The following is a 24,339-nucleotide window of genomic DNA, read 5'->3' as shown; positions in this document are numbered from 1 at the left end:
GTATGAACATACTTGTTGTAGATGATAGTAAAGCCATGCGCATGATAGTGTTGCGCAACTTAAAACAAGCCGGCTTTGAAAATCATAATTTTATAGAAGCCGAAAATGGCAAAGATGCATTAGCCAAAATTAACGCCTCCCCTCCCGACCTCATCTTATCGGACTGGAACATGCCTGAGATGAAAGGCATTGAACTGTTGCAAGAGCTTAAAAAAGCCGGCAAAGCCATTAAATTTGGTTTTGTTACCTCAGAATCTACCGACGAAATTAAAAATTTGGCCAAAGAAAATGGGGCATTATTTGTGATTACAAAACCTTTTACGGCCGAAACTTTTAAAATGACCTTAGAAGGGATTGTAAAATGAGTACACAAATTGTAACCGCCGATTGGCTTAAAGCGTTAATGGAAGGTACTAACGAACTGGCTACCAGTACCATGGGGCTTGAAGCTTATAACGATCCTAAACTCCATAACACAGTTCCTGATGGTGTATCCGGTTCATGCTTATCGTTAGCTGTTGATACCACCTCGGTAATGCTGGCTGTAATGGCCACTAAAGATGGATGCACCCAGATGGCAAAAGCTCTTTTAGGCATGGGTCCGGATGATGCGTTAAGCGATTCTGAAGTGGCCGATGCCGTGGGTGAAGTTATCAATATTGTGGCTGGTGGTGTTAAACGCATCATGAGCAGCAGTGCTCAATCCATTCAGCTGGGATTACCCATTTTTATGAGCGGTAAAATTGAATGCGGCGAAAATCAGGAAGCCGCCGTTGCCGATTTTAAAATTGGAACTATTCCCATTAAATTATTAATTATTGCTCGTAAATAGGGAGAAATTTATGCCAGGAAATTATCATTTACCAACCGATAAAGAAGTATCCGCCATGTTAGCCGATTTAATTGGTAAAGACGCCCCAACCAAAACTTCGGCCGCCTGGACACCTCCTGCTGGTGGCCCTTTAACGGTAGCTACTTATACCAATAATGCTGGCGAATTGGGCGCTGTTTGCATTTGTGACTTATCAGTTGGTGGCAGCATTGGGGCCATTTTAACACGCATTCCGGCTTCTCTTGTTAACGAAGGCATTAAAGCAGGTAAACTGGCCGATAATTTAATGGAAAACTTAAAAGAAGTTCTTAATATTTTTTCGAGTATCATTAATAAATCGCCTCATCCGCATTTAGCACTTAAAGAAGTATTATCGGTACCTCCTGCTCTTCCCGATGCGGTTAATGCAATTGTATCAAAACCGGTTACCCGTCTCGATTTAGAAGTATCGGTTCCTGGCTACAATAAAGGCCTTATTTCCTTCTTTGCTGGTTCCTACAAATAGCTTCCAAAACACTTGTCAATTCTCCAGTCTGTTGATAGGTGGAGAGCCATGAGTGATCAAGACATTAAAATAATGGCCGAACCCCAGATGGACCCCGAAAAATGTTTATTCAATCTGGAAAAACCCCTTTATCCTAACGGAGGTTCTTTTACCTTCTCCAGTAAAGAAGAAGCCAAAGGCTCAGCCCTGGCTGAAGCTATTTTGAATGTGGAACAAGTGGTTTCGGTATTCATCTCCCCTACTTCTCTCATGGTGCAAAAGCAAGGTTACGATAACTGGCGCACGGTTGGGCCACAAATTGGTAAAGCCATCCGCGAAACCGTTAAAAGTGGAAAAGATATTATTTCTCCCGAAAAATTTAAAAGCCTGCCCGATGTAGAAACCTTAAAAGTTCAGGTTATTAAAGTGATTGAAGAACGTGTGAACCCCGCTGTTGCCTCGCATGGCGGCTTTATTGAGCTGGTGGATGTAAAAGCCAACGACATTTATATTAAAATGGGTGGTGGTTGCCAGGGTTGTGCATCTTCTACCGCTACTTTAAAGCAAGGTGTTGAACGTACGCTCCGCACCGAGATTCCGTCTTTGGGCCAGATTATTGATGCTACCGATCATGCTTCGGGAGCTAATCCTTATTTTCAGCATTAATTATTTGAGGAAAAGACGGCATTTCTCTCACCTTTTTTAAATAAGTCATCCATTCTTGGGCATTTTTACGAATCAGAGTAAGATCAATTCCAAAATAAGGCGTAGGGTATCTCTTAAGTTTTAGGACAACTTTTTGAAAAGCTTTAGCCGCCGGAGCATGCCGTTTCTTTTGAATATGACAAAAAGCACCGGCAAAAATAATGAGCGCTTGTAAAAAGAGTTTAGAGTCTGTTTTATTTTTAAGCCAAATATGTTCAATTTCTTCGTGGGCTTCGTAGTATTTTCCCCGGTTAAAAAGAGAAATCCCCTCTAAAAAATGGCGCTTGTCATCGGGCGATAAATCCATCATATTTGTTCATCATATGACAACTAAACCTCAGAAAACACTAGAAACTTTTGATAATCCCAATAGCAAAAGACCGTATCAAATCGACTTTACCTGCCCAGAATTTACCTGCGTGTGCCCTAAAACCGGCCAGCCCGATTTTGCGACGATTAAGATCAGCTATATCCCCAATAAAAAATGCATCGAGCTTAAATCGCTAAAGCTGTATTTATGGAGTTACCGAAATGAAGGCGCTTTTCACGAGGCCGTCACTAATAAAATTTTGGATGATTTAGTAGGAGCCTGCAAACCCCGTTTTATGGAAGTGGTAGGCGATTTTTATGTACGTGGCGGTATTCATACCGTGGTGACGGTAAGATATGGAAAAAACACTTAAAGTCATCAATCAACTACAGCAAAAGGGTATCATTGATCAATACGCTCTTGGAGGAGCCATGGCTTTGCTTTTTTATGCCGAGCCTACCCTTACCTTCGATTTAGATATTTTTATTTTTTTACCAGACCAAAAAAATAAAGCCCTTCTTGATATGAGCAGCCTCTATGCGGAACTCAAACAAAAAGGCTATCCCCCTAAAAATGAACATGTTTACATCGAAGGAATACCTGTTCAATTTATACCCGCATACAACCCGCTTGTTGAAGAAGCCTTAAAAAACGCAGATACCAAAAAGTACAAGTTGGTTAAAACAAAGGTTTTGAAAATAGAATATCTTTTGGCTATTATGATAGATACAAACCGCCCGAAAGATAGAGAGCGCATAAAAACACTTTTGGAAACAGTTAAATTTGACAATAAACTTTTAAAAAAAATACTCGATAAGTTTAATTTAAAAACTAGATGGAATAAAGAAATTGAAAAATAAAATAAAAATAGCTCAGGTATTTAAGGCTAAAAGAAAAAGAAGAAAAAACTTGGCCCGCCTATCCATTGAAGAGAAACTAAAAATTTTAGTTCAACTTCAAAAAATGGCTTTCCCATTACTTTCTGCCCGTGGCCTTAAATTAAAGCCTTGGGTTTTTTAAAAAATAATGTTTTCAAAAAAATTTAAAAAACTAAAAAATCCTTCCAGCTGGCGCCGTCTTTCTATTGCCAATTGGGATGCTGCAAACGACCCCACGGTGTACGGCGTATTAGAATATGATTTTACCAAAGGTTTAGAGTTCATTAAAAAAGTAAACGAAACCCAAAATATTAAAATTTCCCCTACACATTTTGTGGCTAAAGCCATGGCGTTAACGCTAGCGCGCTATCCCGATATCAATGGCATTATCCGCTTTGGCCAAATTTATCTGCGCGATACGGTAGATATGTTTTTACAAGTGGCTGTTCCAGGCCAAGATTCTACCGAAAAACCCGATTTATCCGGGGCGTTAATTCGCGAATGCGATAAAAAATCATTCAAACAAATCAGTGAAGAATTAAAAACAAAAAGCGAGCTTATCCGTAGTAAAAACGATCCTGAATTTAAAGACACAATTAAGCTCATGGATTTAGTGCCCCCCATTTTTCTAAAACCCTTGCTCAAACTGCTTACTTTTATTTTGTATGATATAGGGATGCCCATCCCCGCCATCGGCTTAAAAGAAGACCCGTTTGGTTCGGCCATGGTCACCAGTGTGGGCATGTGGAATGTACCACCGGGTTTTCCACCCATTGTTCCTATCTCACGCGTACCTCTGCTTGCTTGTGTAGGCGCTGTGGCTAAAAAACCCTGGGTGGTAGATGATAAAATCGAAATCCGCCCTATTCTGCAGATTAATGTAACGTTCGATCACCGCTTTATTGATGGTTTTACGGGATCACGCATGATTCATTTTATTAATGAAATTTTTGAAAAACCGGAGGAGTATTTAGAGTCTGACAAATAAATTAATACATGTTTTGTATTAATTTATTTGATCAGAATCTTATCCCGCTAGCGGGGCTCGGGAAATTCTAGAAAAGCGCTTTTATCAACGAATCCGTCACACTATCTTTCGCCACCACATCCACTTTAAGACCATAAGACCGCGCCGTTTTGGCGGTAACGGGGCCTAAACAAGCGATAGGTCCATTATAACAAGAAACCATTTTATAAAAAGCATGTACACTGGAAGAGCTTAAAAATAGTGTCCAATCGGGATTTTTATTCAAAGCCTCGAGAAGAGCCTCTTTATTTTTTGTTTCCGGGAGAGTCTTGTATAAGGTAACAGTATCGACTTTATTTTTAAGTGCCTTTAAGCCTTCTACCAACTCTTCACGTCCATCTTGAGCGCGTGGAATAAGAATTTTCTTGCGATTAATCCTTTTCTTTTTAAAAGCATCAATCAACCCTTCAGCTACAAATTTTTTAGGCATGAGGTCAGCTTTTAAGCCATAAGTTTTGAGTGTTTCTGCAGTAGCACTACCAATCACGGCAATCTTGACGTGAGCCAAGTCACGTGCATCGTGAACATGCTTAAAAAAGTGTTCTACCGCATTGGCACTGGTTAAAACCAGCCAATCATAGCGATCAATATTTTTAATCTTACTTTTTTGAGGAACCACTTTAATAAGAGGCACGTCTAAAACTTGAGCACCTAATGCGGATAATTTATATGCAAGCTGAGAGTTTTGATGCCCAGCACGGGTAATCAAAACTTTTTTACCAAAAAGAGGCTTTTCTTCAAACCATTTAAGCTTGTCTCGTAAACTTACAACCTCGCCTACCACCACCACGGCAGGAGGTTTTATCTGTGCGGCATCACGAGCTAAATGTTGAAGTGTAGACACTACCGTTTTTTGATGCGGGTATGAACCCCATGAAATGAGCGCGGCCGGTGTTGCGGGAGATTTGCCAGCATTCATAAGATGAGAAAGATTCTCATTCAGATGCGCCGTGGCCATCAAAATAACAACCGTATCAAACGAGGCTACATGGGGCCACGGGATTTGCTTTTGATTATTATCGGCACAATGCCCGGTCAGCACACAAAAGTTAGAGGCAAAATCACGATGCGTAAGCGGAATACCCGCATAGGCCGGAACAGAACTGATAGACGAAACTCCCGGAATAATTTCAAAAGGAATTTTATTTTGCTTTAAAAACTCTGCTTCTTCCCCACCACGGCCAAAAATAAACGAGTCACCACCTTTTAAACGTACAACCGTTTTATATTTTTTAGCACAGGCTAATAGCTCATCCTGAATACTTTCTTGCAAGCCGGGATTCTTGTCGCTTCCTTTTTTACCCACATATATTTTTTTACATTTTTCCGAGGTAAAATTAAGAAGTGCGGGATTAGCCAAATAATCATACAACACCACATCTGCCTTTTTTAAAAGCTCACAACCTCTTAGAGTAAGCAAACTTGTATCACCAGGCCCAGCGCCTACCAAATACACTGTTCCGGTTTTTTTCATGATACCGCATGAAAGCGCCGGCCGGGCATGGCCCTTATCCGTCCTTCCATTTCCATTTTTGTGAGTAAACGCGATACCGTGTGCGCCGGCATGGTAGTTTTTACAATAATATCGTCCATATCTAAAATATGCTCGCCCAACAGCTTAAAAATAACTTCTTCTTCCGGGTTTTCAAAATGATGCCGCGGCGCCAGGGTACGTACTTCGTACTTCCATTCATCTAAAATATCTTGAGCTTTTGTTACAAGTTTGGCCCCTTTTTGAATAAGCTGATTACATCCGGCAGAACGCGCCGAAAAAATGGGACCGGGAACGGCAAACACATCACGCCCTTCTTCTAAAGCATAATCGGCCGTAATAAGAGAACCACTTTTGGCATTGGCTTCTACCACCAATACTCCGCGCGATAATCCGCTAATAATCCGATTCCGTCGCGGAAAAAAGCCGGGATGAATTTCACTACCAATGGGAAATTCGCTAAGCAACGCGCCTCCATTATCTAAAAGAGGCCCCACGTATTTTTTGTGATCGGAAGGAAACATAACATCAAGCCCATGTCCCAGTACCCCCACCGTTTTTCCTTTTTGGTACAAACAGGTAAGATGCGCTTCTATATCAACACCGGCAGCAAAACCAGATGCAATGCGCACACCTTGCAGCACTAAATCGCGCACCAGTTCGCGACATACCTTAACCCCATAATCGGTAATTTCACGCGAGCCCACCACACCCAACCAATCGCCCTCGTTTAAAAATGTGAGGTCCCCTTTAAAATACAACACTGGGGGAGCTTGCGCGATATGCTGCAGAGCCTTTGGATATTGTTCATCGTTAAACGTAACAATGTGAATACCCAAAGTCCGAGTTTGTTCAATAAGGCGTTTTATAGGATCAAAAGCAAAGTTTTTAATGGACGTTAAAAGTTCGGCAGGAAGAGTTTTATCGAGAAGCTCATCGCGCTTTTCAAACACGGCTTTTGGCGAACCATAAAGCTCGATAAGCCTAAAAAAACGCGCTGGCCCTACACCCTTTACCTGGGTGAGGGCCAGCCAATACATAAGATCTAAATCATTCACGGAAAGCTTTTATCACATTAAGCTTCAGGAGTGGAACCATCTTCTTCAATATCCACACGATCACGCAGTTCTTTGCCCACTTTAAAGAAAGGCAAACGCTTAGGGCGCACTTCTATAGATTCACCGGTACGAGGATTACGGCCTGTATAGGCCCCATATTCGCGGGGAACAAAACTACCAAAACCACGGATTTCTATACGTCCACCACCCGCTAAAGTATCAGTCATTTGATCAAAAATGAGGTTCACCACGTCTTCGGCCTTCTTACGCGGTTGCTTTGTTTTTTCCGAAATAATATCAACTAGTTGCGACTTATTCATCCTAGCCTCCCTCTTCCCATTGTTTGAAAAAACTTGAACTTAATTAGTTTAAGCCCTTAGAATTATTCATAAATTAAACACTTTTTTAACGGTCTCGTCAACCCCCAAATAGCGCGTTAATCGGCCAAAAATTCAATCAATTCCTCCTTGTGAACTTTGGCATCCTGATAACCAAGTTCAAGTAGTAGTTTAATATATCCCGGTACAAACGCTAAATAACTAAGGATATCTACGCCTGCTATGGGATCAATATCCAAAGCCCGAAGAAGAATTTTTTCAAAAAAGGTGAAGCTTTTATCCTGTTCAGAACGGTGCTGAAACCATTCGGAGAAAATTTCACTGATATCGTGGGACGGTGAAAGTTCAAACACTTTTAATTTCTTAAGGCCTCGGTTTGCCACATCACCCTTAATACCCTCCCGCAACAACATACTGTTGATTTTGTCGATATAGTTTTTGCCATAAACTTTTTCACTCCATTCTACAATACGGTTAATACGGGTAAGCTGTTCAATATCGTACTGAATACGATCAACAAACAAAGCATTCATCACCTGCCCTACCAATTGCCCCAAAGACGGATATTGATTAGGTGGAACTAGGGTAGGAATGGTTTCACCTGCCTGATACCGGTGATGCAAACCCACTATTAAAATTTTATTGGCCCCCAGCTGAATAGCCGGCGACATAGGAGTATTAAGCTTCAATCCTCCATCGGTATAATAAGTGCCCCTTACCTGCACCGGTGGAAAAATGATGGGAATAGCCGCTGAAGCCAAGGCATGCTCTGCAGCAAGCTCGGTAAGTTGGTGTGGGTATTCACCCGTATAACGCAAGTTACTTCTTTTTTGGATAAAAAGCTCCATACGCCCGGTAGAAACATTGGTGGCCGTTAAACTAATAGCCGATAGATGGCCATTTTTAATGTTTTTACCAATACTCCTAAAATCAACCAATTTATTGATATAGGGCTTTAGGGGTGATGTGTCTAAAATACCTTTAAAATGACTTAAACTCCCCAGTTTATGCTCTAACTTATTTTGAGTTACCCCCAACAAATTGTGTGTGATGTTTTTTACCGTTTTGCCCACCAGTGTACCCATAGCCTTTAAATTGCGGCAGTACACATTTTCCTGCTTTAAATCCTTCCATAACTGGTGCAGCATCTTACCTTGAAAAGCCGGGTTTTCAGCTGTTGCGGCCATATATATTGAATTGATAGCGCCTACAGATGAACCACAAAGAACATCAAAATTGACAGGTTTAGGCAGCTGTTTATCGAGCTGCGTGCGGATGTAATACAAAACCCCGGCCTCATAGGCGCCCCGAGCTCCTCCGCCCGAAAGCACAAGACCCAGCGATGATGACGGTTTAGGCATTTCACTATTGTAACCAAGCATCAGACATTTAAAAAGCTAAAAATACACCCTAAGCTTCTGTAACAATTAAAAATTAAGACGATATTCGGGTTTTACAGATTTTGAATTTCTGCTAAATTAGACAGATGGCAACTAAAACCGCAGCCTCTAAAACTACCGAAATAGGACTCGATACGGGAACGTATAAAGTTATTACCGAAAAAAGTTTACCCATAGTGGCCCATACAGGTATTGGCGTTGTCTTAGTTGCCCTATCGTCAAAAGGTACAAGCGGTATTTTAAGCTGTTTTAAACCCTCTCTCATCTTCTTAACAGGACCTTTCTTAGCCGAGCTTACCAAAGAAGGTCTTTCTCCAGAAGAATTTCAATTTTATGTTTTTGGTGGCACAGGAGAAAGCAACTGGATAAAAGAAATGCTAAGCCCTTTAAAACTGTCTATTCGCTATGAAGATTGTGGCGGTTTTTTTTCACGCCGCATCACCCTTCATAAAAACGCAATTGAATTTAATAAAAACCATATCACCACAACACTCCCATGATCACACTGGCCCAAATTGTTTCCGATGTTAAAACACTCCCCACATTGCCCGAATCGGTAGCGCGCATTTCAAAAGCCATACGCAATGCAAGTTCTGAAATAAAAGATTTTGAAAAAATTATCATGCCCGACCCTTCACTTACCACCAACTTGCTTAGATTATGCAATTCGGCTTATTTTGGCTTTACGCGAGAAATTACCTCGGTAAAACAGGCTATTTCTCTAATGGGCATTAACCGTGTTTATGAACTGGCTTTAAGTGGCGCTTTTTCGGCAGTTATTCCCCCTTATTTATTAGGTTATAATATTCCTTCTCATATTTTTTGGGAACATTCTGTTGCGGTAGCTATTATTGCCGAAGTATTAGGCAAAAAAATTGGCTTTCCAACCAAAGATCAAATTTTTACGGCCGGCCTCCTTCACGATATTGGTAAAATTATTTTAGGGCCTCATCTGCATTTAAAAGCAAGCAACAAAATCTCTTATCCACTTCTTCTCACCGATTGGGAATTGCAGTTAGCCGGAACCGACCACACTGAAGTAGGTTCTCTCTTATCTCAAATATGGAATTTACCAGAATCGTGCGAAGAAGTGATCCGGTGGCACCACAAACCTACTCATGCCACAGAATCGCGTTACGAAGCTTTAGTTCAGCTAGTCAGTGTAGCTGATTCTTTGGCGCATTTATACGGTTACGGGCATGACGGCTTTGATATTTACCGTGGTGTACCGCAAGAATTATTTGAAAAATTTAAATTAGATACAAATGCTATTGATATGATTGCCGAAGAAACTCGGGATCCCATCAATCAGATGAAGCAGTATTTTGCGAACAAGGCAGGATAACGTTAAACCGCATAAATTGGCCAGCCACGCTTTCGGCCCACACTAAACCATTGTGCAACTCAACAATTTCTTTACAAATAGCAAGCCCTAGGCCTGTGCCGTGATAGCCCTTACCTCCCGCAGGACGGTTAACTTGCTCAAATTTATTAAACAAACGAGGAATAGAACCAACATCCATACCTTTTCCGTCATCTTCTATACTTAAATATAAAAAATCATTCCCTACAAGATTAGCCCCTGCTCTTTTAAATAATTCACCTAAATCGGAATTCTTGGCTTTACCTACTGTAACCTTCACGTTTTTACGTGCAAAACGGATCGCATTATCAGATAAATTCATGAGTATTTGAATCATCATATCCTGATCGGCCTCAAATACAATACTTGCACTTTGAGGTTCAAAATGAAACTCGATACCCTTTTCATGTGCCTCACTCTTTAAACTTAACAGCGTTTCGTAGATAACGGGCACAATATCAAAACTAGAAAAATTAACATGAATACGACCCGATTCAAGACGCGACAAATCTAATAGATTGGTAATAAGGCGGTTTAAGCGCTCAATATTTTTACTAGTAGTTGCTACTACTTTAACCTGCTTTTCGTTGAGCTCACCCAAAATACCATCCTTTAAATTGGAAATGGCGCTTTTTACAATCGCAAGCGGAGTACGGAGTTCGTGAGAGACCGTGCTAATAAAGCTGTCCTTCATGATATCCACGCGTCTTTTTTCTTCTTCAATATTTTTTCTTTCTTGAGCGTAACGTAGCGATCGTTTGAGTCCTGAGACGTCAAATTGCCCTTTTACCAAATAATCCTGAGCCCCCAAACGGAGCGTGTTAACAGCCATATTTTGATCATCAAGGCCGGTAAGCACAATAATGGGGATTGAAAAATTAGCTCTTATTTTTTGAATTAAATCGAGTCCATTGCCATCAGGCAACGACAAATCTAAAAACACGCATTCAAAAGGCTTTTCTTCCAAAAGTTGCATCCCAGCCGATAAACGATCGGCACAGGTTACCAATCGGCCGTCTCCCATATCACGCACCAATTCCTCAAACAAACGGGCGTCACCCGGATTATCTTCAATAAGGAGCAGATTTTGAGTACTTTTTTTCATTCTTTGGCCCTTGGAGATTCTACAATATCAAACCAGAAGTTTTCTATACTTTTTATTGTATCGGCATATTGCACAAAATCGAGTGGTTTTTTAATAAAACAGTTCGCATAGGCCTCATAACACCTTCTAATATCAACCTCTGCATCGGATGAGGTAAAAACTATAATAGGAATAGATTTTAAAGCCTCATTTTTTTTCACAAACTCTAATATTTCCCAACCATTATGCTTGGGCAGATTTAAGTCTAAAATTACTAAATGGGGCCTATCACGTGTTTTTTCCTCAATTTCCTTAAAAGCACAAAGAGCCTGTTCTCCATCTGAACAAACATCAAGAATAACAGTACGTTCACTAGCCTTAAACGCTTCACGAGTAAGCCTTACATCGCCAGGATTATCTTCTATAAGTAGAATATGAAATTCCATTTAACCTTTCATAGGGAAAAAGAGATAAAATGTAGAACCTTTTTGGGGTTCAGATTCTACCGTAATTTTCCCATGGTGTCGTTCCATAATTTTCTTACAAACGGCTAGTCCAATTCCTGTACCCGAATATTCGGCTCGCGTATGTAGACGCTGAAAAATAGTAAAAATTTTCTCATAATATTGTGAATCAATACCAATACCATTATCCTTTACATAAACAGCCACCGTATTAGGCCCTTTTTCTGATCCAATTTCCACAACACACGGCTCTCCCTTTTTGGCAAACTTAACAGCATTAGCAATTAAATTTTGAAAAAGCTGAACAAGTTGAACAGAATCTCCCTCTACAACAGGTAATTCCTCATCTATTTTTATAGTGGCCTTGGCATCCTGAATAGCCAGTTTTAAATTTTGTACTGCAATATCTACTGTATCTTTAAGCGATACATTTTGTAACTGTATGTCTTTGCGCCCAACTCTTGAGTACTCCAGCAAATCCTTAATTAATTGTTGCATTCGCGTTACACCATCTATTGCAAAATCGATAAACTCAATAGCCTCTTTATCCAACTTTTCGGCATAGCGCTTTTTAATAAGCTGCGTATAACTGGCAACCATTCTCAATGGTTCCTGTAAATCGTGCGAAGCCACATAGGCAAATTGCTCCAATTCGGCATTTGAGCGGGCAAGCTTTTCAGCACGTTCTTTAATTTCTTCGGCAGCTTTTTTACGTTCGGTAATATCACGCACAAAGGCATTAAACGAATAAGTGTTGCCATAGCGTAATACAGATATCGACATTTCGGCCGGAAACAAATAACCACTGCGGTGAATAGCCGTCACCTCAATTTGGCGTTTTAAAATAGGATCTTTTCCATCACTAAAAAGTGCCTTAATATCACTTTCAAGCTGTTTTCTAAACTCGGGAGGAATCACAATGGACGAAAGCTTGTGCCCCAAAGCTTCCTCTTTTTTCCAACCAAATATTTTTTCAGCTTGACGGTTCCATTCCCTTACCAAGCCATTGGGATCAATTGCAATAAAGGCATCGTGAGCCGTTTCAATAATAAGAGAAGTTTTTTCGTTGGCTTCTAACAACTCACGATTAGTATGTTCTAATTCAATTTTTCGTTCTCCCAATAAACCCTGGGTTTCTGTAAGCAGCAACAGTGCTTTTTGTTCTTCGCGAGAACGACTAATGGTATCGATAATGATAGCGATAAATGGTATCAAAAAAGAGATGAGTAAATACAGATGAGCTAACTCCAATGCCCTGGAAGAAGCTTGGGGATAGAAAACAAACAATATCCGACAGAGAGACTGCGCAACTAAAAAAACAAGAAAGGCTCCAACCGTTAAACCGCGAGCCTTATGATAAACACCAAAAATAAGGGGAACTAATATGATAGCCGGTATCACCGGATAAAAAACATTCAACGAAAAGGTGTCGTAAAGGGCAAAACTCATTAGTAATGAAGATAAAATGAAATAAAACAATACATCGCGGGTAAAATAATAGATAACACCTAAAAGACATGTAAAGGCCGCCAGACCAAGGTTAATTTCTACATAAGGCAAATTACCGCCCATAAAAGAAAAAGGCATTATATCATGATTTAAATAGATAAAAGAAAAGGCTAACAGAATAGATTCGAGGGTAATAAAAACAAAAAAAAATTTGTGTTTATGAAAAGCCATCTAGCTGATGAGAGTGCTAACCGCTGCATCGTATTCGGTAATTATTTTTGAAACGATGGTATCCATTTCGTTAAAGGGAACTAAATGAAGGCGTTTTAAAGCCTCTAAATCAACGGGAGTCACAAAGGGATCACCTGCCCAACCAATACGTAAACCTCTTATAAGAGATTCGGCTACATGAACTACGGCAATTGTATCTAAATTAGTAGAATCTTTTGCACGAACAGGATGATGATGATGGGCCGTTGCCTCAATAAGAGAGGAAGGAAATTTCCAGGTTTCTGTTAAAATATGCCCCACTTCCGAATGAGTAAAACCCAGCGACTCTACCTCCGCCTCAAGAAAAAATTTATTTTCCTTTTTTGCCTTGATACAAATCTCATCAAATTTTTTACCTAAAATCATTTTTTCAATCATGATACCAATATCGTGAATGAGCCCGGCCACAAAAAGTTCTTCGGGATAAGGATGCCCCATCATAGTTCCCAGGGTTTTAGAGGCAATAGCAACACCCAAAGAATGCTTCCAAAACTCCTTAGCTGGAAAGACCGATGTTTTATCGTCTTCCTTAACCGGAAATAAACCCATCACCGAAATAGATAAAACCAAGCTATATACTTCGCGTAAACCAATAAGCATAATAGCCTGGCTTATAGAACTAATTTTATGTCTAAACCCAAAAAGAGGTGAATTTGCCAAACGGAGAATAGATATGGTAAGTGATTGATCGTATCGGATGGCATCCGCCAAATAATCTACCGATAATGACGGATCTTCAAATGCCTTTTTAACCCTTAAATATACATCTGGCAATGTAGGAATCTGTTTTACGTCTGATAAAAATGCTCCTACTTTTTCGCGTACCTTTTCGTCCACCATTCCCCCTTTTAAGAATAGCTTAAGTGCGTTACTTACTGCTTTTTCTCATCGCTTTTTTCGGAAATTTTCTTGGTGATACTCTCAGCCACATATGGCTTTAGTAGCTTAGTCCACAAATTCTGCCCCGCATGGGTAAATAAAAGCTCTACATAGGCTTCAACATCTTCCGTTTTTTTAGGGTCAGACCACCATTTAAAAGAGTCACTCATAATTGAATTTCCTTATGATAAATCAAGCTGTTCAAAGAGTTTACACTCATTTTTAAAAATTGGCTAGCTGAATATGGAAAGCCATAAAACTTCATTTTATGAGCCACAGACTGGGCCATAAAGCCAACCTTAAGGTCTACCGTTTTGGGATACCCCCCCACTAAAATTTCGTAACGCTTGGCGGATAAGGGAAAGGCAGGATTGGAAATAATAGTTTGTGGCATAAGCTCTTTAAAAAGGCGATCCCATTCTACAGCCAACTTGTCATAATGAAAACTTTGGGCCTTTAGAAGGGCTTCACAACTCATTCGCTCCCACAAATCGTCTTGGGTTAGAAGATCTACTGTTTTTTGGATAAAACTGGAACGATATGTTTCACTTGAGGGATGTCCTTCAATCAGGAAACCGTCATTATTGGAACTTACTCTCTCCTTAAGACCGGCTAATTGCGTAGTGACTACCGGTAGCCCCATAGCCTGGGCCTCTAAAACAGCCATACAAAATGTTTCGGTGTAAGTATTGGGATAAACAAGTACACGGGATTTCAGCAAATACTCGGCAAGCCTGGGCTTAGACACTGGCCCTACCATGTTCATGCCGGCACGAGTGCATTTATCATAGAGATTTTTAAACTCACTGCTATCGGCCTCATTTGAAAAACCATAAATTTGCATTCCGCTCAAAACGGTACAGGTAACATCAGGTACTTTTTCTTTAATAGCAGGGAAATAATCGGCCAAAAAATCAAGTCCTCTATATGGCGTAGAACAATAAACCAAATGATGACCACGTTTTTGAAGTGAATCGCCCTTGGGGATAGAAAAAAAAGAAGGATCAACACCATTATGCACCACATAAATTTTTTGGGGTGGAATATTGTATTTTTGCACAAAGGTTTGTTTTTGCCATTCACCCACACAAAAAATGGCGTCTACATAGGGGTGTGCATCGGCCAATGAATAAGCCCCAACTGTGGCTTGCCCTTCTTTTAAAGTAAGCTTAACGTCAATGACACAGTTTAAAAACATTTGATCGGTAGCATCGGGAGAAAAATAAATTTGCAATTTACCCCAACGACGAATCATTAATGGCAAGAGATGACGGATACAAATAAAAACATCGGGCGTATGAGATAAACCGTAAGATTCAAATGTGGCGGCATCACAATATTGAACACCTTTATACTCACCTATACGCGTCACATTACAAAAAATACGAACATCGTGCCCCATAGCGGCCAAGGCTTCGGCCATAGCAATCATGGCCGACTCAGTACCACCTAAGGGAGTTTGCAACGGAGAATCACCAAAACAGGGCGTTCCCCGATGATAAAAAACAATAGAAAGGCTCATACATTTGCCCGGGCATCTTGCAGTACTTTTTTACGGGCTTTTTCCAATTGTTGGAGATTGCGTTCCATAAAATGAAGCATACGTCCCGACCATTTGTGAATATTATAAAACCAATCCTGCGCCATCGTAATACGGGCATTTATAAGAGCATCAGGGGATAACTTTTGAGAGGCTGTTATTTCTTGCGAATAAGAGCTTAGTAAATTACGTTTAGTAGTAAAAACTCCGTCAAAAAATAAAGTATAAAAACTATCTTTGTCCGAAAACAAATCGTTAGACACTTTTTCTATCTTTTTAAACAAATCGTTAAACCATTTTAAGTCATCGAAGGTACGTGAAATATATACCATATTAGCATACGACAAAGTGTCTAAAATATCTAAGCTGACGTTGTTGTACACTTTTAAATGTTGAATGGCTTGTTCAGCACGATCGTAAAATAATTTAATATGCTTTGCTATTTCGACCGGTGTTTTAACCCGCAGCTTAGAATGTATGGAATTTGCAATGCCTTGATCATCTCCAAAATATATTGCTGCATCATTAGGATTAATACGCTTGGTATTGCTGATTTTGGAACCAAAATCCTCGCTGATAACATTGTAAGTTTCTTTACCATGTTTTACAATTTCGTATTCCAGTTCTTTACGAAATAATGTATAATGTTTTTCTGTTCTAATATCTTTTCCATCATTACCCTCTACAATAGAGTTAGCACTATTATCTTGTAAGCTGTTTTCGCGCTGTTCGACACAATACGAATTAATTTTTTCGGGCATATTTACACCATGTGTGGAATCAGAATAACGGTCGTAGGCAAAATCTTGTCCTGCAAGATATATTTTTGAGACACCTAAGTTAGCCAAAAAAACATATAACTGATTGGTAACGGAATGACCTGTACTATGAAGTGAATAGCCTTTTGCAAAATACCAAGGATTTTGGCAAATACCACGGACCATATTAAGAATAGGACCTGGATAAATATCATAAAGCTCCGAGCTTACAATTGGGTCAACCACCAGCCATGTATGAGGTAAAGGTGGAAGGTCTTCATAAAAATACCGCGTATTATAGGTACGCTCCAAAGTACTTACAAAATGTGGTGTAATACCGTTATTAACCAAACCTCTTAAGGCGGCATCGCACGTGGCAATAATAGCTTTGTCCTGAATTTGTCTCAGCCATTCATAAGAATGCTTAAGTGATGGCCCTGCTCCCACCAATACCGCCGGAACACCTTCAAACTTACCGGTGAGTTCATCCATAAAATTACTTTTCGCAGCATTTGGCAAATTTTTAAAAAGCTGCATAAAACCAAAATACCCATCTTCTTCGTTTCCTATAACTTTAGTACTTCTAACATTAATCGCTAGACGTAAACTTTCGGCACATTCCTTATAATATTCGCCCTCTTCCTTGGAAAAGGATGGTTCAATATAAAGAGAATTAGCTCTAAAAAGTTGAATACGTGTTAAATCTTTTGACATGTATTCCATAAATGCAAGTTCTAGATCTCTTTCATCTTCTATACCGGCTACTAAATGAACACGCTCATCACTTAATACAGGAGCCCAATCAAAGAGTTCAAATGAAATACGAAGATAGGATAATGATTTTTCGATGAGAAGAATATGACTAGTAAGAAGCGAAGGATTTTTAAAATAATCGAGAACACCGTAGCCTAAACCAAGTCCGTAAAAAATAATAAATTTGGGATAAGAAGCATTACGCAGGGCCTGAAGAGATTTTTCCACCTCGGCATGGGGATTACCTTTGTATTTTAAGTTTTTAGAAGGATAAACAATATCAAAAAGGCCCGAATCAAGCTTTGTGACAAGCGAGTCATCATAAACAGAATTCCGCAATTTTTGCGCCAATTGGGCGTCTTTCTTTTCAAGTAATAAAAGATTACTTTCCAAATAACTCATACACTCTTCCCCTCTTATTAAACACAAAAAGTGGTTTTAAGCTCTAAAGCTTCAGTATCCACGGGATTTTTTTCTAGAATTGTATTTACAATACCCAAGGCTTTGTCCCGTTCGCCAAGCTTAAAATGGCAAATAGCGCGGTGATGATCAAACTCAATGGGAGTTTCATCACAAGCTACATGGTCAATAATGGTAAGAATGGCTTTATATTCGCACAATTCATAACCAGCATCAAAAAAGTTCATTTGAGCGGTTTGAGAATAAGGATTTTTAATCAAGGCTTCGCAAAAAAGAAGAAAAGCTTCACGTTGCTTGCCAGCTTTCCATAACAAAGCCCCTAAATTGCTATAGGGTTCCGAAAAATTGCGTTCCATTTCTACTGCTTCTCTAAAGCATTCACCAGCTTTGGAAATTTCTCCTCTAAAAGCAAGTAACTTGCCCCATAAATTGGTAACAAATGGATTGCCTTTGGCAATTTCCGAAAAATCGCAAGCACTTGTATTAAGAGATTGAGGATTTTTTTGTGTATCGGTCAAACTTTCCATTTCACCAAAAATAAGTGATACAACACTGGGTAATTCTAAAATATAGTGATCATCCAAAATAAGAGCAGCAATTTTACCTTTAACAAAATAATCAAACACATCATGGATGGTTTTAATAAAAGTGGTGTAACCCAATACTTCTTTAATATTATCATCGGTAATAATAGAGTTTTCATAAAAAAACTCGAGATTCTCGTTTTTCCAGACCCCCACAATTTTCCCGGTTTTAACAATATCCACAATGCCCTGGTTAATATCACCGTGCATTTCTTTTAATTTAAGGCCGTATTGAGCCGCAATTTTATTGTAATTCATAGTTCTTTCCTCCTTTAGGCCCCTAAATGATGACAGGGCTTGTCCTTATCATCCCGGGTTAAACCTTTCATATCGTCCATCATGGCCGATAATGTGTGTCTTTCTTTTTCGGTAAGATCATTTACGTTATTAAAATTTTTAAATTGTTCCTGGCATTCTATAGGACGTCCGGTATTAAAATATAAATGAATGAGTTGATAACGTAGAACAGAATCATTGGGAAATAAATGTAGCCCCGCCATCAAACACTCTTCACACTGTTTAAATTGCGCATTTTCAAACAAGGAGTGTGCTAACAAACGATAGGCGTTTTGTTTTAACGAATCTTCCTTTATAGCTGCATTAAAACAGGTAATTGCTTGGGAATGATCACCTAGCTTTTGATAAGCAACCCCCAAATTAAAGGCAGCCGTTATATTGTGAGGCGCCAAACGACAAGCTAAAATAAAACAGTCCCGTGCCCTTTTATAATTACCAACTTTTAAATAAACCGTACCTTTATTACTTTCGTAAAGGGAGTGATTTTTTACAATGTTATCTCCTAAATCAATAATGTGAAAAGCCAATTCAAATTGCGCCTGATCGGCCAAAATGTTAGGTAAAAATAAATACGGACTAATGTCTTGTGGGGCTATTTCCATTACTTTAAGATAGGTATTGATGCTTTCTTTCCACTGTTTATTTTCTTGATAATGTAACGCCATGGCCAAATGAGCTTTTAAATGACGAGGGTTAATACTTAAGGCTTTAGCCAAACATGTTTTTGATTCTTCTTTTTTGCCAAAAATCCAATACTGGGCACCTAATTCATACCACGAATGAGCATTGTAGGGATAATCGCGACATTTTTGAATTCCCAAATCGAGATATAGCTTCTTTTTTGCCTCTGTCACCTGACTTGAAACCATTTGACCATAATGATGAATACGAATATCGCTAACTAAAACTTTCTTTCCCTCAACTTGTGCACGTAAATGTTCATGAATAACACCATCAAACTTTAAAAGAGGATCATTTTTAAAAAGTCTTACTAACGATGATTCTGTATAACCAGTATAGCCTTGAGCTTCACTAGCCTCCAAATTATTAGGAATCCACCCTATAGAATCAGGTTTATCCGAATAGGTGGTTTGTACAAGATAGTATGCATCGGCTTTTTGAGACTGAATAAGCTGACGGATTACTTCGTGATCGCTTTTAGACAACCGCTCATCTGCATCAAGTACAAGTACCCATGGGGTTTGCACATACGATAATGATAAATTACGAGCTTTGGAAAAATCATTTTCCCAATTATGCTCATATACGCGCGCACCATGGTTACGGGCAATATTTATGGTATTATCAGTAGAACCCGTATCCACAATTACAATATCGTTCACCAGCCCTTGAACACTTAGTAAACAATCATTTAGCCAACGGGCTTCATTTTTCACAATCATGGCGAGAGTAATATCATTCATACATACCTCCTAGCCGAGATTGAATAACCGATAAAAACTGTCGGCAATGCTGGCGAGCACCTTCTGAAAGACGCTTATCATCAGCGCATTGTAATAAATAATGATGTGCGCCCTTGGCATTGCCCGACTCAAAATAAGCTAAACCCAAAAAATAGCAAAGCTCAGGGTCTTGTGCGTCTAATAAGAAGGCCTGATTTAGCGCATTTATACCTAAATCTACCTTCCCAAAGGTTAAATGGCAAATAGCCGACACTTTTAATTTTTCTTTCTTAAAAACATCGGAGGTAACACGTGCTAAAGACTGAAGAGCCTCTTGATAATGACCTAGCTTGAGGTGACACATACCCGATTGTAAATAAACTTCTTCAACACGGTACTTTTTATAAAGAGCGCTTTGGTAATGATGAAGAGCATCCTCAAAATTTCCTACATTTTGCAATAGAACCGCTCGGTTAAAATGATAAATGGGATTTCCTTTTAAAATTTCCTGCCCCTGCCCACAAATATTGAGCGCCTCTTGGGTAAAACCAGCAGTAAAAAGGATGGTAGGAAATGTGGTAAAAATATGGGAGTTAGTTGGTTCCAGCTTCACAATATCTAAAAATAACGAAATGGATTTTTTATAATCGAGGTTTTGATAATACAAGGAAGCCAGCGATAGCATGACATCCACGCTGTTTTTATTAAGCGAGTAAGCCTGTTCGTATGCCTGAAGGGCTTTTTCCTTATTACCCAAACCCCACCACTGATTTCCCAATTCGTAATGATGATGCCAGTTTGAGGGTTCTTGTTCACATTTCTCTAGAGCCAAAGTCAGATATAGATCATTCTTTTGAGAAATCCCTGTTTTTTTATAAAATCCGTAATGATGAATTCGAATAGACGTATCTGCTAAACCCGCCATGTTTTTATAAACAGGAATCTGTTCGTGAATAATCCCTTCGTAACGAATATCAGCTGAATTTTTAAAAAGACGAACAATAGGTACTTCTATATAGCCTATATAACCAGCCGCTTCTTCCTCGGCCAAGCTATTAAATTGGAAATGTATGTGAGAGGTATCAGTAATATAATTAGTTTGAATAAGCTTGAAATAACGATTAGGTGTAGTATCTAAAAGCTCCCGAATTAAAGAATGACTTGAAACCGACAAGGCTTCATCGGCATCCAATACTAAAATCCACTCCCCTTCAGCCTTAGAAAGAGAATAATTACGGGCATTAGAAAAATTATTATCCCAAACGTAATCATAAACACGAGCGCCATAACTTAAAGCTATATCTTTAGTATTATCGGTAGAACCTGTATCTACAATAATCATTTCATCAACCAAACCCTTTACACTTTCCAGCGCGCGAGACAAAACCTCTTCCTCATTTTTAACAATCATACACAGCGATATTTTTTTCTTATTCTGTGTCATGTTAGATTCCCTCCGGAATTGATCCATCGAGATTGAAAGATTTTTTAAGTCTTACCATCAATCGAGCCAAAGCCTGCGAATGAATTTGTGACACGCGTGACTCTGTAATTGTAAGAATGGCGCCAATTTCCTTTAAAGTCATTTCTTCCAAGTAATACAAGCTGATCACCTGCTTCTCACGCACTGATAAATTTTCAATTTCAGTTGTTAAAAGTGCTTTTACTTCCTTCACATGCACAAGACCTTCAGGAGTATGTAGATTAACCATCTCTAAGGCTCGTCTTAAAATGCCTTCCAGCGCATCCACATTAGATTCAAATTGATTAATAGATATTTGCATTCCGCCAACCGCTTCGGCCTTAAGCCGATGACAAGTATCCAAATCAATCGATAAAAAATCGCAAATTTGACGATCATTAGGTTCGGCATTAATTTTTTTACGCAAATCATCCATGGCTCTTTTGAAGGAATTAACCTTTTCACGTGTCGAACGAGGCAGAATATCCTGTTGGCGCAATTCATCCATAATTTGCCCACGAATCCTACACTCGGCATACGCTTTAAACTCACTCTTCTCGTTTTCACGACCCCATTGAAAACGTTGTACGGCATCAATCAATCCCAAAATTCCGCTATGAGATAGATCCTCAGACTGAATGTGTTTGGGAAGACGATCCATAATTCGATTTACCACCCATTTTACAAGGTTTAAGTATTCAGTTACCTTTTGCTGCTGAAAAGCGTTAAGCGGTTGGTTCTTTTTTGGCTGATACGCTTGTGGACCATAAGGATTCATGGCTGCGGTTCTGCCATAGGCTTCTAAAGCGTCGGTGCTCTTTTTTACTTCAGCCTCTGATTCCTCTTTTTCCTTTAAATTGTCATGTTCGGTATTCATGGCCTTTTTAAACACTCTCTCTTATGGGTTTAAAAAAAGACGAGGATTTATATAATCCCGCCCAAAATTCGCTCCATCCCTTTTTTAAATTAACTTTTAAATTATCATCTAATGATGCTGCTATGTTTTTAAGATTTGTTGACAAAGCAGAATCGGGATAAAGTTGTAAAATTGTTTTTTGAGCAATAATACATTCCATTATTTTTTTATCCTGAGGTAAAAATCCGGCATAATTTAAACCATAACCTAAAAAAGATTGTGTAATTTTTTGAAGTTTTAAAAACACGTCACGTGCTTCCGCATCGTTTTTAACCCTGTTTACCACAACATATATTGCCTTTTTAGAATCATTTTTACGCGCTAACTTTATTGATTCATAAGCTTCAGCCATTGCCACCGGTTCTGGTGTTGTAATCACCAAAACTTTTTCAGACATAGAAAGCGCTTGTAACGTTGCCTCGTTAAGATTTGAGCGCGTATCAATAATAAAATGATCAAACCCACGCGCACATTTTTCAGCTTCTATTAAAAAACCTTCTAGGGCTACAGGATGAAGATAGGCAAATTGGGGCTCACCAAACCCCGACGGAATGAGAAACAAATTTTTATCTATTTTATTCATGGCATCCATAACCTGCATGCCTTTTGTCATTACCGAAGCAAGGGTTATAGGATGATCCAGTCCCATCATCATTTCTAAATGGCCCATGCCAAAATTGGCATCCATCAAAAGTATTTTTTTCCCCTCTTGCTTTAAAGTCCAAGCCACATTAAGAGCCAAAGTGCTTTTACCCACACCACCTTTACTCCCAGCAATAGCAGTAATAACAGGCTTTTTAGCCAATTCATTTCGGTCAAAAATCTTTCTTAGCCCCTTGGCCTGATCGATTGTGTGATTATGACTTATCATCTAATTGTTGCACCTTCTGTTTGTATTGACACTTTATCAACCTTCGAATCTTCATAGGTTTGATCAATGTCCATTTGACCACTAATATTTAAAATACAGTCTAGTATTCTTTCCTTACTTGCTTCTTCAATATCCTCTGGAACTTCCTGCCCCAAGGCAAAGTAGGCCAAAGGCAATTTTGTAGACAACGTGGCATTAAGCATACTGCCAAAAGAAATAGACTCATCCAGTTTAGTAATAATAATGTTAGAAGGATTTAGTGTTGAATAAGAAGCCGTCACATTAGACAGATCTGGCTCTTGCAAGCTAACCGGCAACACTAAAGTTCTAGTAATAGACTTTCCAGAATCATTCAACATACCATTTAAAGTTTTAATCGATTCCTGATCGCGGGAAGATACACCACTTGTATCAAGCAATATGTAATCACAATCTTGCAAATGGGTGATAGCACCTTTTAATTCATCGGTACTTGTCACCTTAAGAGCGTCCATACGCATAATTTTGGCGTACTTTTCAAGCTGTTCATGGCCACCAATTCGGAAATAATCCATAGAAATAATTCCTACTTTTTTAGAATGGCTCATGAGTAATGCCGCAATTTTAGCAAGTGATGTGGTTTTACCAGCGCCAGTAGGCCCCACAAAACACAATATTTTTTGATCGCCTTCTAAATTTAAATAATTAAGAGTGTCTGGAATTTGTTCAAATAGATAATCGAGCGCCTCATCACGCAGTGTTTCATTTGTAATATCAATTTTTTTATCAATTAAATGATCGGCCAAGGCTTGAACAAATTGTGGATTAACGCGATGCTTTAAAAGTTGAGAACAAAGTTTTACAATTTCACTTTCCACACCGTCATTATTACCTTGCGTCACATTCACCTGAGACAATTTATCTTCAGTTTTAATGGCAGTGGTAGCTAAAACGGCTTTAGGCTCAGATTTTACCTGCTCCATGGGAGCCGGCGATGTAAGTTGTGAATTTTGATAAATCATGCGGATTGAAGCCTTGATTTCATCAAGTTCATTTTTTAAGGCAGTCAATTTATCATCATTAATCTGGCTGGCATTACGCACGGCCTGATTAACAGACGAAGCGATAGTGGGCTGTAAATAAGCCGGGTGATTGACATCAACATCAAGAGCCGCCGTAACTTCCAACCGTGGCTTCCCAAAATGCATAAAGCTTGATCTTAAATCAGCTTTTTTGGTTGATAAAATAACCGCCTTAGGACCCAGATCCTTTTTGATCTTTTCCACAGCTTCGGTCAGATTAGACACTATATATGTTTTCATT

28 protein-coding genes are annotated in these 24,339 nt (G+C 39.2%); 10 read left to right on the top strand and 18 right to left on the bottom strand.

Features of this window, described 5'->3' with window-relative positions; genetic code table 11:
- The first annotated feature begins 2 nt into the window (after positions 1-2).
- From K1X76_05390 to K1X76_05375, 4 genes are read left to right on the top strand one after another with little or no spacing between them, the layout of a single operon-like run.
- Complete coding sequence (locus tag K1X76_05390; protein ID MBX7148499.1) at positions 3-365, top strand: response regulator; 363 nt, start codon at positions 3-5, stop codon at positions 363-365.
- A complete protein-coding gene (locus tag K1X76_05385) occupies positions 362-832 on the top strand; it encodes a chemotaxis protein CheX (GenBank protein ID MBX7148498.1) in 471 nt (156 codons plus the stop codon). The genes K1X76_05390 and K1X76_05385 overlap by 4 nt, the downstream gene beginning before the upstream one ends.
- Before the next feature lie 10 nt (positions 833-842).
- Entirely contained in the window at positions 843-1,337 is a 495-nt protein-coding gene (locus K1X76_05380) for a hypothetical protein (GenBank protein ID MBX7148497.1), read from the top strand.
- 48 nt (positions 1,338-1,385) lie between these two features.
- Complete coding sequence (locus K1X76_05375) at positions 1,386-1,982, top strand: NifU family protein (GenBank protein MBX7148496.1); 597 nt, start codon at positions 1,386-1,388, stop codon at positions 1,980-1,982.
- Here K1X76_05375 and K1X76_05370 read toward each other — a convergent pair.
- Complete coding sequence (locus tag K1X76_05370; GenBank protein MBX7148495.1) at positions 1,960-2,331, bottom strand: DUF309 domain-containing protein; 372 nt, start codon at positions 2,329-2,331, stop codon at positions 1,960-1,962. The genes K1X76_05375 and K1X76_05370 overlap by 23 nt on opposite strands.
- Positions 2,332-2,344: 13 nt before the next feature.
- Here K1X76_05370 and queF point away from each other — a divergent pair, with 13 nt between their 5' ends.
- Genes queF through K1X76_05350 form a run of 4 tightly spaced genes read left to right on the top strand, consistent with a single transcriptional unit; the run spans position 2,345 to position 4,197 of the window.
- Positions 2,345-2,704 (top strand): preQ(1) synthase, encoded by a 360-nt coding sequence (gene queF, locus K1X76_05365; protein ID MBX7148494.1) that lies wholly within the window; start codon positions 2,345-2,347, stop codon positions 2,702-2,704.
- Positions 2,688-3,191 carry a hypothetical protein gene (locus K1X76_05360; GenBank protein MBX7148493.1) on the top strand — a complete coding sequence of 168 codons (504 nt, stop codon included), beginning with the start codon at positions 2,688-2,690 and terminating at the stop codon, positions 3,189-3,191. Before queF ends, K1X76_05360 begins: the two co-directional genes overlap by 17 nt.
- Positions 3,181-3,351 (top strand): hypothetical protein, encoded by a 171-nt coding sequence (locus K1X76_05355; GenBank protein ID MBX7148492.1) that lies wholly within the window; start codon positions 3,181-3,183, stop codon positions 3,349-3,351. Before K1X76_05360 ends, K1X76_05355 begins: the two co-directional genes overlap by 11 nt.
- 6 nt (positions 3,352-3,357) lie before the next feature.
- Complete coding sequence (locus K1X76_05350) at positions 3,358-4,197, top strand: 2-oxo acid dehydrogenase subunit E2 (protein MBX7148491.1); 840 nt, start codon at positions 3,358-3,360, stop codon at positions 4,195-4,197.
- A 67-nt stretch (positions 4,198-4,264) separates the two neighbouring features.
- Here K1X76_05350 and cobA read toward each other — a convergent pair whose 3' ends face one another.
- From cobA to K1X76_05330, 4 genes are all read right to left on the bottom strand, one after another.
- Positions 4,265-5,710 (bottom strand): uroporphyrinogen-III C-methyltransferase, encoded by a 1,446-nt coding sequence (cobA, locus tag K1X76_05345; GenBank protein ID MBX7148490.1) that lies wholly within the window; start codon positions 5,708-5,710, stop codon positions 4,265-4,267.
- Positions 5,707-6,786 (bottom strand): DNA-processing protein DprA, encoded by a 1,080-nt coding sequence (gene dprA, locus K1X76_05340; GenBank protein ID MBX7148489.1) that lies wholly within the window; start codon positions 6,784-6,786, stop codon positions 5,707-5,709. The genes cobA and dprA overlap by 4 nt, the downstream gene beginning before the upstream one ends.
- Before the next feature lie 17 nt (positions 6,787-6,803).
- A complete protein-coding gene (locus K1X76_05335; protein ID MBX7148488.1) occupies positions 6,804-7,106 on the bottom strand; it encodes an integration host factor subunit beta in 303 nt (100 codons plus the stop codon).
- 116 nt (positions 7,107-7,222) lie between these two features.
- Positions 7,223-8,485: a patatin-like phospholipase family protein gene (locus tag K1X76_05330; GenBank protein MBX7148487.1), complete on the bottom strand. Its 1,263-nt coding sequence runs from the start codon at positions 8,483-8,485 to the stop codon at positions 7,223-7,225.
- A 125-nt stretch (positions 8,486-8,610) separates the two neighbouring features.
- Here K1X76_05330 and K1X76_05325 point away from each other — a divergent pair, with 125 nt between their 5' ends.
- Positions 8,611-9,024 carry a hypothetical protein gene (locus K1X76_05325; GenBank protein MBX7148486.1) on the top strand — a complete coding sequence of 138 codons (414 nt, stop codon included), beginning with the start codon at positions 8,611-8,613 and terminating at the stop codon, positions 9,022-9,024.
- Positions 9,021-9,869, top strand: a complete 849-nt coding sequence (locus K1X76_05320) for an HDOD domain-containing protein (protein MBX7148485.1) — start codon at positions 9,021-9,023, stop codon at positions 9,867-9,869. The genes K1X76_05325 and K1X76_05320 overlap by 4 nt, the downstream gene beginning before the upstream one ends.
- On the opposite strand, the gene K1X76_05315 is transcribed toward K1X76_05320, so the two are convergent.
- The 13 genes from K1X76_05315 to flhF all read right to left on the bottom strand — a co-directional run bounded on the left by K1X76_05315 (position 9,829) and on the right by flhF (position 24,338).
- Positions 9,829-10,992, bottom strand: a complete 1,164-nt coding sequence (locus tag K1X76_05315; protein MBX7148484.1) for a hybrid sensor histidine kinase/response regulator — start codon at positions 10,990-10,992, stop codon at positions 9,829-9,831. The two genes, K1X76_05320 and K1X76_05315, sit on opposite strands and share 41 nt — an antisense overlap.
- On the bottom strand, positions 10,989-11,417 hold the full coding sequence (locus K1X76_05310) for a response regulator (protein MBX7148483.1): 429 nt from the start codon (positions 11,415-11,417) through the stop codon (positions 10,989-10,991). Before K1X76_05310 ends, K1X76_05315 begins: the two co-directional genes overlap by 4 nt.
- Positions 11,418-13,022, bottom strand: coding sequence for a PAS domain S-box protein (locus K1X76_05305; protein MBX7148482.1), 1,605 nt, complete (start codon positions 13,020-13,022; stop codon positions 11,418-11,420).
- 93 nt (positions 13,023-13,115) lie between these two features.
- The gene (locus tag K1X76_05300) at positions 13,116-13,994 is read right to left on the bottom strand and encodes an HDOD domain-containing protein (GenBank protein ID MBX7148481.1); all 879 of its coding nucleotides are present in this window, start codon (positions 13,992-13,994) and stop codon (positions 13,116-13,118) included.
- 32 nt (positions 13,995-14,026) lie between these two features.
- Positions 14,027-14,203 carry a hypothetical protein gene (locus K1X76_05295; GenBank protein ID MBX7148480.1) on the bottom strand — a complete coding sequence of 59 codons (177 nt, stop codon included), beginning with the start codon at positions 14,201-14,203 and terminating at the stop codon, positions 14,027-14,029.
- Positions 14,200-15,555: a glycosyltransferase family 4 protein gene (locus K1X76_05290; protein ID MBX7148479.1), complete on the bottom strand. Its 1,356-nt coding sequence runs from the start codon at positions 15,553-15,555 to the stop codon at positions 14,200-14,202. Before K1X76_05290 ends, K1X76_05295 begins: the two co-directional genes overlap by 4 nt.
- Positions 15,552-17,486, bottom strand: coding sequence for a DUF115 domain-containing protein (locus tag K1X76_05285; protein MBX7148478.1), 1,935 nt, complete (start codon positions 17,484-17,486; stop codon positions 15,552-15,554). The genes K1X76_05290 and K1X76_05285 overlap by 4 nt, the downstream gene beginning before the upstream one ends.
- 17 nt (positions 17,487-17,503) lie before the next feature.
- Positions 17,504-18,346 (bottom strand): hypothetical protein, encoded by an 843-nt coding sequence (locus tag K1X76_05280; protein MBX7148477.1) that lies wholly within the window; start codon positions 18,344-18,346, stop codon positions 17,504-17,506.
- Positions 18,347-18,360: 14 nt separating this feature from the next.
- Positions 18,361-19,809 carry a tetratricopeptide repeat protein gene (locus K1X76_05275; GenBank protein ID MBX7148476.1) on the bottom strand — a complete coding sequence of 483 codons (1,449 nt, stop codon included), beginning with the start codon at positions 19,807-19,809 and terminating at the stop codon, positions 18,361-18,363.
- Positions 19,802-21,232, bottom strand: a complete 1,431-nt coding sequence (locus K1X76_05270; protein ID MBX7148475.1) for a glycosyltransferase — start codon at positions 21,230-21,232, stop codon at positions 19,802-19,804. The genes K1X76_05275 and K1X76_05270 overlap by 8 nt, the downstream gene beginning before the upstream one ends.
- A 1-nt stretch (position 21,233) precedes the next feature.
- Positions 21,234-22,127 carry a FliA/WhiG family RNA polymerase sigma factor gene (locus K1X76_05265; protein MBX7148474.1) on the bottom strand — a complete coding sequence of 298 codons (894 nt, stop codon included), beginning with the start codon at positions 22,125-22,127 and terminating at the stop codon, positions 21,234-21,236.
- A gap of 7 nt (positions 22,128-22,134) precedes the next feature.
- Entirely contained in the window at positions 22,135-23,037 is a 903-nt protein-coding gene (locus K1X76_05260) for a P-loop NTPase (GenBank protein ID MBX7148473.1), read from the bottom strand.
- Positions 23,034-24,338: a flagellar biosynthesis protein FlhF gene (gene flhF / locus K1X76_05255; protein MBX7148472.1), complete on the bottom strand. Its 1,305-nt coding sequence runs from the start codon at positions 24,336-24,338 to the stop codon at positions 23,034-23,036. The genes K1X76_05260 and flhF overlap by 4 nt, the downstream gene beginning before the upstream one ends.
- Between the last annotated feature and the right edge of the window lies 1 nt (position 24,339).

It is taken from the genome of bacterium, assembly GCA_019695305.1.
In the GTDB taxonomy this organism is placed as follows: domain Bacteria; phylum UBA10199; class UBA10199; order UBA10199; family JAIBAG01; genus JAIBAG01.
Note: the sequence above shows the minus strand (reverse complement) of the source record. Positions and strands in the feature narration are given on the sequence as shown.

Bases quoted from the DNA above. Each gene is read 5' to 3' on its own strand.
- K1X76_05390 (MBX7148499.1), top strand. From the start codon at position 3: ATGAACATACTTGTTGTAGATGATAGTAAAGCCATGCGCATGATAGTG.
- K1X76_05385 (MBX7148498.1), top strand. From the start codon at position 362: ATGAGTACACAAATTGTAACCGCCGATTGGCTTAAAGCGTTAATGGAA.
- K1X76_05380 (MBX7148497.1), top strand. From the start codon at position 843: ATGCCAGGAAATTATCATTTACCAACCGATAAAGAAGTATCCGCCATG.
- K1X76_05375 (MBX7148496.1), top strand. From the start codon at position 1,386: ATGAGTGATCAAGACATTAAAATAATGGCCGAACCCCAGATGGACCCC.
- K1X76_05370 (MBX7148495.1), bottom strand. From the start codon at position 2,331: ATGATGGATTTATCGCCCGATGACAAGCGCCATTTTTTAGAGGGGATT.
- queF (MBX7148494.1), top strand. From the start codon at position 2,345: ATGACAACTAAACCTCAGAAAACACTAGAAACTTTTGATAATCCCAAT.
- K1X76_05360 (MBX7148493.1), top strand. From the start codon at position 2,688: ATGGAAAAAACACTTAAAGTCATCAATCAACTACAGCAAAAGGGTATC.
- K1X76_05350 (MBX7148491.1), top strand. From the start codon at position 3,358: ATGTTTTCAAAAAAATTTAAAAAACTAAAAAATCCTTCCAGCTGGCGC.
- cobA (MBX7148490.1), bottom strand. From the start codon at position 5,710: ATGAAAAAAACCGGAACAGTGTATTTGGTAGGCGCTGGGCCTGGTGAT.
- K1X76_05335 (MBX7148488.1), bottom strand. From the start codon at position 7,106: ATGAATAAGTCGCAACTAGTTGATATTATTTCGGAAAAAACAAAGCAA.
- K1X76_05330 (MBX7148487.1), bottom strand. From the start codon at position 8,485: ATGCCTAAACCGTCATCATCGCTGGGTCTTGTGCTTTCGGGCGGAGGA.
- K1X76_05325 (MBX7148486.1), top strand. From the start codon at position 8,611: ATGGCAACTAAAACCGCAGCCTCTAAAACTACCGAAATAGGACTCGAT.
- K1X76_05320 (MBX7148485.1), top strand. From the start codon at position 9,021: ATGATCACACTGGCCCAAATTGTTTCCGATGTTAAAACACTCCCCACA.
- K1X76_05315 (MBX7148484.1), bottom strand. From the start codon at position 10,992: ATGAAAAAAAGTACTCAAAATCTGCTCCTTATTGAAGATAATCCGGGT.
- K1X76_05310 (MBX7148483.1), bottom strand. From the start codon at position 11,417: ATGGAATTTCATATTCTACTTATAGAAGATAATCCTGGCGATGTAAGG.
- K1X76_05305 (MBX7148482.1), bottom strand. From the start codon at position 13,022: ATGCCTTTTTCTTTTATGGGCGGTAATTTGCCTTATGTAGAAATTAAC.
- K1X76_05300 (MBX7148481.1), bottom strand. From the start codon at position 13,994: ATGGTGGACGAAAAGGTACGCGAAAAAGTAGGAGCATTTTTATCAGAC.
- K1X76_05295 (MBX7148480.1), bottom strand. From the start codon at position 14,203: ATGAGTGACTCTTTTAAATGGTGGTCTGACCCTAAAAAAACGGAAGAT.
- K1X76_05290 (MBX7148479.1), bottom strand. From the start codon at position 15,555: ATGAGCCTTTCTATTGTTTTTTATCATCGGGGAACGCCCTGTTTTGGT.
- K1X76_05285 (MBX7148478.1), bottom strand. From the start codon at position 17,486: ATGAGTTATTTGGAAAGTAATCTTTTATTACTTGAAAAGAAAGACGCC.
- K1X76_05280 (MBX7148477.1), bottom strand. From the start codon at position 18,346: ATGAATTACAATAAAATTGCGGCTCAATACGGCCTTAAATTAAAAGAA.
- K1X76_05275 (MBX7148476.1), bottom strand. From the start codon at position 19,809: ATGAATGATATTACTCTCGCCATGATTGTGAAAAATGAAGCCCGTTGG.
- K1X76_05270 (MBX7148475.1), bottom strand. From the start codon at position 21,232: ATGACACAGAATAAGAAAAAAATATCGCTGTGTATGATTGTTAAAAAT.
- K1X76_05265 (MBX7148474.1), bottom strand. From the start codon at position 22,127: ATGAATACCGAACATGACAATTTAAAGGAAAAAGAGGAATCAGAGGCT.
- K1X76_05260 (MBX7148473.1), bottom strand. From the start codon at position 23,037: ATGATAAGTCATAATCACACAATCGATCAGGCCAAGGGGCTAAGAAAG.
- flhF (MBX7148472.1), bottom strand. From the start codon at position 24,338: ATGAAAACATATATAGTGTCTAATCTGACCGAAGCTGTGGAAAAGATC.